At 68.7% G+C, this 11,639-nt stretch carries 12 protein-coding genes; 5 read left to right on the forward strand and 7 right to left on the reverse strand.

The features are described from left to right. Positions 1 to 20: 20 nt before the first annotated feature. From ACSFBC_RS13435 to ACSFBC_RS13445, 3 genes are read right to left on the reverse strand one after another with little or no spacing between them, the layout of a single operon-like run. Positions 21 to 1,175, reverse strand: a complete 1,155-nt coding sequence (locus tag ACSFBC_RS13435) for an acyl-CoA dehydrogenase family protein (protein ID WP_435510829.1) — start codon at positions 1,173 to 1,175, stop codon at positions 21 to 23. After that, a complete protein-coding gene (locus ACSFBC_RS13440; protein ID WP_435510830.1) occupies positions 1,172 to 1,528 on the reverse strand; it encodes a lysozyme inhibitor LprI family protein in 357 nt (118 codons plus the stop codon). Before ACSFBC_RS13440 ends, ACSFBC_RS13435 begins: the two co-directional genes overlap by 4 nt. Positions 1,529 to 1,560: 32 nt before the next feature. Then, entirely contained in the window at positions 1,561 to 3,084 is a 1,524-nt protein-coding gene (locus ACSFBC_RS13445; RefSeq protein ID WP_435510831.1) for a CoA-acylating methylmalonate-semialdehyde dehydrogenase, read from the reverse strand. A 107-nt stretch (positions 3,085 to 3,191) separates the two neighbouring features. Here ACSFBC_RS13445 and ACSFBC_RS13450 point away from each other — a divergent pair, with 107 nt between their 5' ends. Then, on the forward strand, positions 3,192 to 4,091 hold the full coding sequence (locus ACSFBC_RS13450; RefSeq protein WP_435510832.1) for a LysR family transcriptional regulator: 900 nt from the start codon (positions 3,192 to 3,194) through the stop codon (positions 4,089 to 4,091). Here the strand turns inward: ACSFBC_RS13450 and ACSFBC_RS13455 are convergent. From ACSFBC_RS13455 to ACSFBC_RS13465, 3 genes are all read right to left on the reverse strand, one after another. Beyond that, positions 4,075 to 5,430 (reverse strand): sigma-54 dependent transcriptional regulator, encoded by a 1,356-nt coding sequence (locus ACSFBC_RS13455; RefSeq protein ID WP_435510833.1) that lies wholly within the window; start codon positions 5,428 to 5,430, stop codon positions 4,075 to 4,077. The genes ACSFBC_RS13450 and ACSFBC_RS13455 overlap by 17 nt on opposite strands. Positions 5,431 to 5,437: 7 nt before the next feature. Further along, positions 5,438 to 6,718, reverse strand: coding sequence for an acetate kinase (locus ACSFBC_RS13460; protein ID WP_435510834.1), 1,281 nt, complete (start codon positions 6,716 to 6,718; stop codon positions 5,438 to 5,440). A 187-nt stretch (positions 6,719 to 6,905) separates the two neighbouring features. Beyond that, on the reverse strand, positions 6,906 to 7,223 hold the full coding sequence (locus ACSFBC_RS13465) for a hypothetical protein (protein ID WP_435510835.1): 318 nt from the start codon (positions 7,221 to 7,223) through the stop codon (positions 6,906 to 6,908). Here ACSFBC_RS13465 and ACSFBC_RS13470 point away from each other — a divergent pair. The 4 genes from ACSFBC_RS13470 to ACSFBC_RS13485 all read left to right on the forward strand — a co-directional run bounded on the left by ACSFBC_RS13470 (position 7,222) and on the right by ACSFBC_RS13485 (position 10,184). Further along, on the forward strand, positions 7,222 to 8,505 hold the full coding sequence (locus ACSFBC_RS13470) for a hypothetical protein (RefSeq protein ID WP_435510836.1): 1,284 nt from the start codon (positions 7,222 to 7,224) through the stop codon (positions 8,503 to 8,505). The two genes, ACSFBC_RS13465 and ACSFBC_RS13470, sit on opposite strands and share 2 nt — an antisense overlap. A 74-nt stretch (positions 8,506 to 8,579) precedes the next feature. Further along, entirely contained in the window at positions 8,580 to 8,951 is a 372-nt protein-coding gene (locus tag ACSFBC_RS13475) for a hypothetical protein (RefSeq protein ID WP_435510837.1), read from the forward strand. A 28-nt stretch (positions 8,952 to 8,979) separates the two neighbouring features. Further along, entirely contained in the window at positions 8,980 to 9,675 is a 696-nt protein-coding gene (locus tag ACSFBC_RS13480) for a C39 family peptidase (RefSeq protein WP_435510838.1), read from the forward strand. Continuing rightward, positions 9,675 to 10,184 carry a hypothetical protein gene (locus ACSFBC_RS13485; RefSeq protein ID WP_435510839.1) on the forward strand — a complete coding sequence of 170 codons (510 nt, stop codon included), beginning with the start codon at positions 9,675 to 9,677 and terminating at the stop codon, positions 10,182 to 10,184. The genes ACSFBC_RS13480 and ACSFBC_RS13485 overlap by 1 nt, the downstream gene beginning before the upstream one ends. A gap of 53 nt (positions 10,185 to 10,237) precedes the next feature. Here ACSFBC_RS13485 and ACSFBC_RS13490 read toward each other — a convergent pair whose 3' ends face one another. Then, entirely contained in the window at positions 10,238 to 11,617 is a 1,380-nt protein-coding gene (locus tag ACSFBC_RS13490) for a CoA transferase (RefSeq protein ID WP_435510840.1), read from the reverse strand. Positions 11,618 to 11,639 lie beyond the last annotated feature (22 nt).

Genomic DNA, 11,639 nt, shown 5'->3' on the forward strand with positions numbered 1-11,639 from the left:
GTCCGGAAGTCCGAATTTTCTCAGCGAATGTCGCTGTCGCCCTCCAGCAGCTTGCGGGCGATGATGACCCGCATGATCTCGTTGGTGCCTTCGAGGATCTGGTGCACGCGCGTGTCGCGCACCAGGCGCTCCAGCGGGAATTCGGCCAGATAGCCGTAGCCGCCGTGCAGCTGCAGCGCCTCGTTGCAGACATTGAAGCCCGCATCGGTCGCGAAGCGCTTGGCCATCGCGCAGTAGGTGCTGGCGTCGGGATGTGCGGCGTCGAGCTTGCTCGCGGCCATGCGCACCATCTGGCGCGCAGCCACCAGCTCGGTCGCCATGTCGGCCAGCTTGAACTGCAGCGCCTGGAAACTCGCGAGCGGCTTGCCGAACTGCTGGCGGTCGTGCAGGTAGCCGCGTGCCGCGTTCAGCGCGCCTTGCGCCGCGCCCACCGAACAGGTCGCGATGTTGATGCGCCCGCCGTCGAGCCCCTTCATCGCGATGCGGAAGCCCTCGCCTTCGGCGCCCAGCAGATGGTCGGCCGGCACGCGCACGTTGTCGAAGCTGATGGTGCGCGTGGGCTGGCTGTTCCAGCCCATCTTGTGCTCCTTCTTGCCGTAGCTCACGCCCGGTGCGTCGGCCGGCACGGCGAAGGCCGAGATGCCACCCGCGCCGCCGCCGCCGGTGCGCGCCATCAGCACCAGCACGTCGGTCGCGCCCGCGCCCGAGATGAAGGCCTTGCCGCCGTTGATCACGTACTCGCCGCCCTGCAGCTCGGCGCGCGTCTTGAGCGAACCGGCATCGGAGCCCGCGCCGGGTTCGGTCAGGCAGTAGGAGGCCAGCTTGCGGCCGCTGGTCAGGTCTTCGCCCCAGGTCTTGCACACGGCTTCGGTGCCCCAGGTGCCGAGCATCCAGGTCGCCATGTTGTGGATGGTGATGAAGGCCGTGGTCGAGGGGTCGACCGCGGCCATCTCCTCGAACACCAGCGTGGCGTCGAGCCGCGGCAGCGCGAGGCCGCCCACGCGCTCGGGCGCATAGAGGCCGCAGAAGCCCAGTTCGCCGGCCTGGGCGATGGCGTCCCTGGGGAAAAAGGACTCGGCATCCCAGCGCGCGGCATGGGGTGCGAATTCGGCCGCAGCAAAGTCGCGCGCGGTCTGCGCAAAGGCGTTCTGTTCTTCGGACAGTTCGAAGTTCATTGTTCGCGACCCTTCCAGCGGTCCAGTTCGGCGCTTCGTTTCCGGGTCGATTTCTCCAGGCAAGCGTTGAACACCAGCGGCCAGATGGAGCCGCCCTCGTTCGCTTTCGCAGCCCGCTTGCAGGCGGGATCCCGGCCCTTGAGCCAGGCCCGCTGCTCGGTCCGCAACGCAACGCGCATCTGCGGCGACAGCGTGTTCATCACCTCACCGTACCGGATGTTGAGCATGGCATCGGCCGCACGAAAATCGCGCAGCGCGCAGTCGTTCATCTGCTGCTGGTTCCCGTTGGGATTGCAGTCGATCGGGTCGGCGGCGGCCTGCGCCCCGCCGGCGAGCAGAGCGACCGTCGCCATCGCGCCCCAGGCCGCAATGCGAAACGCGCCCCTCACTTGAGACTGATCGTAGTGTTGACGCCCTGGCTCACGGTGCTGTCGTCGAACCAGCGTGCCGTGACCGTCTTGGTCTGCGTGTAGAACATGATGACCTGCTTGCCGTACGGGCCCAGGTCGCCGAGCTTGGAAGCGCGCGAACCGGTGAACGAGAACATCGGGACCGGCACCGGGATCGGCACGTTGATGCCGACCTGGCCCACGTCGATGTCTTCCTGGAAGCGGCGTGCCGCTGCGCCCGACTGCGTGAAGATGGCCGTGCCGTTGCCGTTCGGGTTGCTGTTGATCAGCGCGATGGCTTCGTCGATGGTCTCGGCATCGGCGATGCACAGCACCGGGCCGAACACTTCCTGGTCATAGATGGTCATGCCGGGCTTCACGCCCGTGAAGATCGTCGGGCCGACAAAGTTGCCCTTCTCGTAGCCGGGCACAGTGGGCTTGCGGCCGTCGAGCACCAGTTTGGCGCCGTCGGCTTCGCCGCGTTCGATCAGGCTGTTCACGCGGTCGAAGGCGGCGCAGGACACCAGCGGGCCCACGTCCACGCCCTTGTCGGTGCCGGCACCGATCTTCAGCGTCTTGGCCTTGGCAATCAGCTCGGGCACCCAGTTGCGCGCCTCGCCCACCAGCACCGCCACCGACACCGCCATGCAGCGTTGGCCCGCGGCACCGAAGCTCGCGCCGGCCAGGGCGTTGAGCGTCTGCTCCTTGTTCGCGTCGGGCATCACGATGGCGTGGTTCTTCGCGCCCATCATGCATTGCGCGCGCTTGCCGGCCAGCGTGGCGCGGTTGTAGACGTGCGTGCCGACCTTGGTCGAGCCGACGAAGCTGATGGCCTTGATGTCGGCGTGGTCGCAGATGCCGTTGACGATGGCTTCGCCGCCATGGATCACGTTGAGCACGCCGGGCGGAATGCCGGCTTCGAGCGCGAGTTCGCACAGGCGCATCGTGACCATCGGGTCCTGCTCGGAAGGCTTGAGCACGAAGGTGTTGCCGGTGACGATGGCCATCGGGAACATCCACAGCGGGATCATCGCGGGGAAGTTGAAGGGCGTGATGCCCGCGCACACGCCCAGCGGCTGCAGCAGCGTGTAGGTGTCGACACCGTTGGCCACGTTGTTGGCCAGCTCGCCCAATTGCAGGTTGCCGATGTTCGATGCGTGCTCGACCACTTCGAGGCCGCGGAACACGTCGCCTTCGGCGTCCGGCAGGGTCTTGCCCTGTTCGGCCGTGAGGATCGCGGCCAGCTCGCCCATGTTCTCGCGGATGAGCTGCTGGAGCTTGAGGAAGATGCGGGCGCGCGCGCCGATGGGCGTCTTGCGCCAGGTCTTGAAGGCTTCCTTGGCCGAGGCCACGGCCGCGTCGAGCTCGTCGGGCGTCGCGAAGGGCACGCGTGCCAGCACCTGCTGCGTCGCAGGGTTGACGACGTCGCGCCATTCGGTGGTCTTGGATTCGACGAGCTTGCCGCCGATCAGCAGCTTGACGGTGGCGACCTGGGTGGTCGGGGTGGTGGTGGCGTCCATGGTGTTGTCTCCGGGTGAATGCGTACGTTGCAGCCGGCCATCCTAGCTTTGCACTTTTGCAATGGCAATAGACAAAATTGCACTCGCCATCTGCATAATCGCAACGCATGGACTGGGACAACCTGCGCTTCTTTCTCGAACTCGCGCGCTCGGGCACGCTGCAGAGCGCGGCCCGCCGGCTGGCGGTCGACCACACCACCGTGGCCCGGCGCATCCAGGCGCTGGAGAAGCAGGTCGGTTCGCCGCTGTTCTCGCGCGAAGCCGGCGGCCATCGGCTCACCGAGGCGGGCCGGCGGCTGCAGCCGCAGGTCGAGGCGATGGAGGGCGCGTTCCGCACCGTCGAGCGCGCGGCGCCGGCCTCGCACGAGGGGCTGTCGGGCGTGGTGCGGGTCGGCGTCACCGAGGGCTTCGGCACCGTGGTGCTGGCGCCGCAGCTCGCGATGTTCGCGCGGCAGCATCCGCGGCTGGTGATCGACCTGCTGGCCATGCCGCGGGTGGTGCACCTGTCGCGGCGCGAGGCCGACATCGTGATCTCGCTCGAGCGCCCCGCGCGCGGTCCGGTGGTGGCGAGCAAGCTCACCGACTACACGCTGCGGCTCTACGCCGCGAAGACCTACCTCGCCCAGCACGGCCCGATCAGGACGCGCGAAGACCTGCAGGGCCACAGCTTCATCGGCTATGTCGACGACCTGCTGTTCAGCAAGGAGCTGCAGTACCTCGACGAACTGCACAAGCCCGATGCCTTCGCGCTGCGCAGCACCAGCATCCTGGCTCAGCATGCGGCGACCGCGGCGGGCCACGGGATCGCGGTGCTGCCGGCCTTCGTCGCCGAACGCGACGCCTCGCTCCGGCCGGTGCTGCCGGCGCAGGCGCATTTCACCCGCACCTTCTGGATGTCGATGCCGGCCGAGACCAAGCACCTGGCGCGCATGCAGGCGGTGTGGAACTTCCTGCGCGAAACGGTCGAGACGCAGCGCGGCGTGCTGCAGCTCAAAGCGCCCGGATGAGGCCGATGCGATGCTTCTCCATCAGGCGGTAGAGCGTCATCCGTGAGACACCCAGTTCGCGCGCCGCATGCGTCACGTTGCGGCCGACGCGATCGAGCGTGAAGCGGATGGCATCTCTTTCGGCCAGGGTGCGGGCCGCATCGAGGCAGACACCGGTCTCGCGCTCGTCGCCCGCGAGCTCCAGGTCGGCCGGCGAGACGAGGCGGCTGTCGGTCATCACCAACGCACGCTGCACGCGGTTGAACAGCTCGCGCACGTTGCCGGGCCAGTCGTGCGCGAGCATGGCGCCGATCGCCTGCCGGCTGAAGCCGTCGACGCGCGTGCGGCTCAGCTCGGCCATGCAGCGCCGGTAGAAATGCTGGGCCAGGATCGGCACGTCTTCCTTGCGCTCGCGCAAGGGCGGCACGGTGATCGACAGCACGTTCAGCCGGTAGTAGAGGTCTTCGCGGAACTTGCCGCTGGCCACGGCCTCGGCCAGGTCGACGTGCGAGGCCGCGACCACGCGCACGTCGACCGCCAGGCTGCGCGTGCCCCCGACCCGCTGGATGGTCTTCTCCTGCAGGAAACGCAGCAGGTTGGTCTGCAACTCGATCGGCAGATCGCCGATCTCGTCGAGGAACAGCGTGCCGCCCTGCGCCGATGCGATCAGGCCGCGCCGGTCGGCCATGGCGCCGGTGAAAGACCCGCGCTCGTGGCCGAACAGTTCCGACTGCGCGAGCGCCGGGACGATGGCACCGCAGTTCACCGCCACGAAGGGGCCGCCGAAACGGGCCGAGCCGCGGTGGATGGCCTGCGCGGCCAGTTCCTTGCCGCTGCCGCTCTCGCCGCCGATGAGCACCGGCGCCTCGGTCGCGGCCACCTTCTGGATCTGCCGGCGCAGGCGCGCCATGGTCTCGCTCTCGCCCACCATGCCGAGCCCGTCGGGCGCGCCGACGACGGTCGGGCTCCGGCAGGCCTCGCGCAGGCAGGCATGGCGATGCGCCCGCGCCAGGATCTGCAGCAGGCCGCCCGGGTCAAGCGGCTCGGTGTGGTAGTCGAAGAAGGCCTCGAACATCAGTTGCTGGAAGGACGGCAGTTCGAGCGCCTGCGGGGGGAAAAGCGCGATCCATTGCGCACCGGTGCCGGGCGCGACGAGTGCGGCGACCTCCTCGACGAGCGCGGCATCGACCCGCTCGAGCAGCAGCAGGCCGAAACCGATGTCCTGGCGCTGCTGCAGGCGCCGCGCCGAGGCCAGGTCGGCGGCCCAGTGCACCTCCCAGGCCTCGGCGCGCAGTGGCGCCTCGCGCAGGGCCTGCTGCCGACCGCCCGGCGCCACGCAGAGGAGTCGTCGCGCGACCATGGCCGCACTAGAAGGTGAAGGGAATGCGTGCGGTGAGCGTGAGGTCGGGCGTGTCGCGTGTCAGGCCGGCCCCTACCGAGATGTTCACCGTTCGCTTCAGGTCGTAGCGATAAGAGTAGCCCAGCATCAGCGTGGCGAGCTGCGTGCGCACCGAGCCCGGCACCGGCTGGCCGTTCTGCTTGACGCGGCCGACCGAGTTCAGGTCGACGCCGATGCTGAACGAGGACTTGTCGTTGAGCGCCAGCCCCATGCCGAAGTTCATGCCCAGGATGTCGCCGGCCTTGAAGTCGCCGAGAAACTCGCGCGCGCCGTCACGCACTTCGCGGCTCACGTTGCTGCGCTTGAAGTTGTGCGCATAGCTGAAGCTGCCGAAGAACACCACCGGGTCCGACGGGAACAGCCAGGTGAGCCCGGGCTGCAGCGTGTAGAAGCCCGAGCCCGTGGGCAGGTCGAGCGGCAGACCGGTGCCGGTGGTGTTGCCGATGCAGCGTGTGACGCAGTCGGTGACCACCTCGAACGGGTCCTTGCCGGTGCGCGACTTGAAGCGCAGCGTGCCGATCATGTAGGGCGTCGATGCGTCGCCCTCGTTGAGCTGATAGCGCGCCGTGACCTCGGCATCGCCAAGGCTGCGGCCGCTGGTCTCGAACACGTTGTCGATGGCCGAGCCGGTGAAGATCTCCCGGCTGACGGTCGAGTTCGAACGGTAGACATAGGGCACCCGGGCTTCGATCTCGAAGCGGTTGCTGATGCCGAAGCGACCGGTCAGCGCGCTGGTGAGCGTGTTCTGCTTGACCTGCCGGACGTCGACCAGGCCGATCAGCAGCGACGGGATGATGGTGTAGCCGACCAACGCCACTTGGTTGCTGGACGAATAGGCGTACTGGAGCGAGGGCTCGAGCACCATCGTGCCCTTGGGCGTGAGGATGCCCGGCTGCTCGAACAGCGGCGCGACGTTGAGGCGCGTGTCCTGGCTCGGCGCCTGGCCGACCTGAATGGAACGCGGGGGCGCGCTCGCGACCGGACGGGTGTCGACGGCCGCCGTGGCAGCGGTCGCCGCAGCCGTGGCCCGGTCGGAAGCGCTCCTGTTTTCCGCCAACGAGCGCTCGAGTTCGTCGTAACGCGATGCCTGCTGCGCCATCGACTGCTTCAGCGACTCGATCTCGCGGGCCTGATCGGCCACCTGCCGCTGGAGTTCCGTCAGTGCAGAGGGCGCCCGGCGCGGCACAGGCGGCGCCGACGGTGGAGCCTGCTGTGCACCCACGGTCCCCCAGGCGGTCGCGGCACTCATGCAGAGGGCCAGGTGTTTGACGGCTCTTGGTTGTCTCATGCCGGCCCCTCGTTTCTTTTTGGAACTTTCGTTGCAACGGATGCTATCGAGTCGCGTTCCCACGTATTGATTTCTTTTAGAAATAATTGTTAACTTTTGTTCATTATTACTTTCAGTGTCTTTTTTAAGGGATGAAAGGATCAATCCATCATGTTGCTGAAAACCCTATTTCCTTGGCAATTCGGCCTATTACGAACGCAATAGCCTCAAGTGCGAGACAGAATATTGGACAGACGCTACACGCTAAGCCGTTGATTTTTCTACATTTCATTTTCGACTTCGAAATTTCACTGTCACATCGATGTGACAAACACCACAAATTTAAGGATGTTTGAAGCTGTAAAACAACCCAGTTTTCTTCGCTACCTGCAGCCAAAAGTATTGGCATTGAATTTGCATTGAGCGAGCTGTTGCGCGTCAGCACAACGCTTGGCTCGAACTTCAACCAACTTTCTGGAGACTTCATGAACAAGACACTTCTGGCTTCGGCCATTGCGCTCGGCCTGGGATTCGCCACCACGGCCGTCCAGGCGGACATCACGCAGTCGGGCAGCGGTGCGAACGCGGCCGACGACGCGCGGGCCTGGCAGGACAACAGCACGAACACGAGCACCAAAACCGATACCGACACCAAGACGTACACCAACACCAAGACCACCACCACCACCAAGACGGACTCCAGCACGAACCTGCGCACCAGCGACAGCCGTGACCAGAGCACCAACCGCAACTCCGGCGCCGCTCGCGCGGCCGCCGAGCGCTCGGTGGCGCTCAACAACGGCTCCACCGGCACCTTCTCGAATGCCTTCAACGTCACCACCGCCACAGCCAGCAGCACGCTGAGCGGCGTGGTCACAGGCAACACGGTGCACGGCATCGGCAACTACGCCTACAACACCGGCTCGGCGGCCGGCGGCAAGGGCTCGGGCGGCTACGGTGGCACGGGCAAGGGCGGCACGGCCGACGGCGCGGGCGTCGGCGGCAACGGTGCCGTGGGCACCGGGGCCGTGGGCGCGACCGGCGGCAGTTCCACCAACGGTGCCATCAGCCACGGCAGCGCGACCAACGGCAGCGCGTCGGCCGGCGACGGCGGCAGGGGCTCCGGTGGCAGCGCCTCGGGCAGCAACTCCAGCGGCTCGGCCACTGCCAACGGTGCCGGCGGCGGCGGCGGCGGTGGCGGCAGCGGCAGTGGCGGCAATGGCGGCCTGACCGGCAGCAGCGGCAGCGCGAACGGTGGCGGCCTGATCGCCAGCGGCGACGGCGGCACCAGCGGCAACACCGGCACCGGGGGCGCAGGCGGCACGGGCACGGGCACGGGCGCAGCCGGTGGCGCGGGCGGTGCCGGCGGCACGCCGACCAGCGCCAACACCGGGCCGCGCACGGCCGGCAACGGCACCGGCGGCGCAGGCGGCGCAGCCACCAACGGCAGTGCCACCAACGGGAATGCCAGCAACGGCAACAACACGGCCGGCAACGGCGGTGCGGGCGGCAGCGGCACGGGTGGCGCGGGCGGCGCGGGCAGCGGCGGGACGAACACCGCCATGGGCGGCACCGGCGGTGTCGGCCAGGGCGGCACCGGCGGCGCCGGCGGCACCAACACCGTGAGCGCGGGGACCTTCAACATGTCCAACACGATGACCTCGGTCGGGCAGTCGGCCGCCGGCATCATGATCGCCAACCAGCAGAGCGGGATCAGCAGCCTGGTGCAGCAGAGCGTGAACGTCCAGGCCAATCTGAGCGTGCGCTGAGTCGCTGCCGGGTCCATGGCGGCGCGCCCACCGCGCGCCGTCGTGGACCGTGTCTTTCCTCTCGAGGAGCCATCATGCGTACCACGTCTCTGCGGCGCGGCCTGGCAACGGCGGCGATCGCGCTGCTGCCGGCCTTGCTGCCCTTCCAGCTCGCGGCCCAGACCGGGCAACGCGCGCCTGAACCGGCACCCGCCGGCGCTGCGTTCGCCGCGCCGGTGGATGCCTCGGCATTGGCCACGATGCGTGGCGGCCACGAGCTCACGCAGAACGACATGCGGCTGGACGGCGTGACCGCCGGCAACGTCGCGAGCCAGGTCACGACCGGCGCCAACACCATCGCCACGGGCGCGTTCTCGGGCATGGCCGGCTTGCCGCTGGTGGTGCAGAACTCGGGCGCGAACGTGCTGATCCAGAACGCCGTGATCGTCAACGTGAAGATGCAATAGCGGCCTGACGCGCCGCCTGGAGTGCCCCATGTCGCCTCTGCGCCTTCTGTGTCCCGCCGCCCTGCTCTGCCTGGCAGGCGCGGGCACCGGCCTGGCCCAGGACCGCGCGGTGTCGCTGCCCGAGATGGGCGGCACCAGCTATGCGGTACCGGTGCGCAGCCTGCAGCAGATCAAGCGGGCCGGCACGCTGCTGCAGCAGTACGACTTCAGCTGCGGCTCGGCCGCGATCGCGACCCTGCTGACACACCACTACGGCCGCCCGACCTCCGAGCAGGAGGTCTTCGAACAGATGTACGCGGCCGGCAACCAGGACAAGATCCGGCGCGAAGGTTTTTCGCTGCTCGACATGAAGCGCTTCCTGCACACGCGGGGCTTCGAGGCCGACGGCTTCCAGCAGCCGCTGGACAAGCTGAACGAAGCGCGCGTGCCGGCCATCGCCCTCATCGCGGAGAACGGCTATCACCACTTCGTGGTCGTGAAAGGCCTCGACAGCGAGCGCGTGCTGATCGGCGACCCGGCCAACGGCACGCGTGCCATGCCGCGTGCCGCCTTCGAGGCGCAGTGGAAGCAGAAGTTGCTGTTCGTGGTCCACAACCGGATGGACATCGCGCGCTTCAACCTTGCGGCCGACTGGCGCGCCGCGCCCGCCGCACCGCTGGCCGCGGGCGTGCTGCGCGACGCATTCGTCAACCAGATGCCCCGCAACGGGCCAGGACAGTTCTGATGACCACCGCACACCCCACCGGCCGCCTCACGCTGGCCCTGCTGATGCTGGCCGTTGCCGCCACGGCCGGCGCGCAGACCGGCAAGGCGCCGGCCGCGCGCACGGCGTGGATGACCGTCGGCGACACCACGCTGGAGACGATGCGCGGCGGCTTCGACCTGGGCGGCGGGCTGATGGTGTCCTTCGGCATCAGCCGCGCGATCACGGTCAACGGCGTGCTGCTGGCCGCGACCACCTTCAACGTGCCGGATATCGCACGCATCACGCCGGTCCAGGCCGCCGCCCTCGAGCGCCAGATGAACAGCGTCAACCTGGTGCAGGTCGGCCCGAACAACAGCGTGGCGTCGGCGACCAGCCTGCCGACGGCCGCGACCGTCGTCCAGAACACGCTGGACAACCAGACGATCCAGACGCGCACGCTCATCGATGCCACGACCAACGCCATGAGCCTGGCCAAGAGCATCAATGCCGCGGGTGTGCTGCGCGACGCGCTGATCCGCGGGCGCTGAGCCCCGTGCCGAAGCGACGGCAGGCGCCCCTGCCCGCGATCGGCCCTGCCGCGTCAGGGCCAGGCCGCGGGGTGGCTGCCGGGCGGCATCGACGGCTGTGGCCAGTCGGCCGGCGTGCGCGCCAGCACGGCGCTGTGGCGCACCGAGCGCAAGGCGCCGAAACCCGAGGCCGAGGTCTCGAGCAGCGGCGCGATGTCGGGCTTTGCCGCGGCGAGCCCGCCTTCGATCCGCCCCAGGCTGCGCAGCCACTGGCCGGTCTGCGCCAGCGACACCTGCACATGCCAGCTGCCGCCTTCTTGCTGCTGCCGGCGCAAGGCCGTCGCGGCGCCGAAGGCCATGAGGTAGCCCGTGGCCTCGTCGAGGATCTGCATCGGCAAGGGCCGCGGCTTGCCATCGCCGGCGGCCTCGCCTTCGGCATCGTTGAAGCCCATCGCGGTCTGCACCAGCGAGTCGAAGCCGCGCCGCCCGGCCCAGGGACCTTGCGTGCCATAAGCGGTGAGCGAGACGTACACGATGCCGGGCCGCAGCACCGCGAGTTCGGCCGGACCGAAGCCCAGCGCCGCCAGGCCGCCGGGCCGGTAGCCCTGCGAGAACACATGGGCCTCGGCCGCCAGGCCGCGCAAGGTGGCGCGGCCCGCGTCGGTCTGCAGATCGACATGGGCCGACAGCTTGCCGCGGCTGTTCTCGGCGATGGCCTCGATGTTGGGCAGGTTCGGCGAGTTGACCAGCAGCACGTCGGCGCCATGGGCCGCCAGCGCGCGGCCACCGACCGGACCGGCCAGGATGCGCGTGAGGTCGAGCACGCGCAGGCCGGCCAGCGGGCGCTGGTCCTCGCGCAGCGGCGGCAGGCTGCGAGGCGCGGCATCGCCGATGCGTTCGATGGTGAACAGCGGCTGAGACGCGATCGCACGCCCTTGCGGCGTGGCGTCCCAGTCGGCGAAGCGGCGCAGCGCGGTGGCGACCAGACCGCGTTCGGCCGCGGCGGTCTCGAAATCGACGGCGCGCCAGGCCATGAGCGCCTGCTCGGCATCGGCGCGCGTGGCCGTTGCCGCATCGAGCCCGAGCAGTTGCAGCGCGCCCTCGCGGTGGTGCTTGAAATTGGCGTGGATGCGCACGTGGCCGTCGGCGCAGCGGTACAGCCCGGAGAAGGCATCCCACAGGTCGGGCACGCGGCCGTCGAGGCTGAACCAGCCGGTGCATTCGAGGGCCGCATGCGCCATGTCGACTGCGACACGCTGGCGCGGCACGCCGCGTTGATGGCCCAGTTCGCAGGCGGCCAGCGCGGCCGCGGCGATCGTGCTCTGCGCCGCGGCGCCCACGGCGAACGAAGATGGCAGCACCGGGTCGGCGCCCGAGAGCTGCACGCATTGCAGCGCATCGTCGGGCAGCGCCGCCTGCCGCCAAAGACCTTCGAGTGCCCGCTTTGCATCCATCGTTCGTGCTCCTGCTGTGTGC

It is taken from the genome of Variovorax frigidus (assembly GCF_051216515.1).
GTDB lineage: Bacteria > Pseudomonadota > Gammaproteobacteria > Burkholderiales > Burkholderiaceae_C > Variovorax.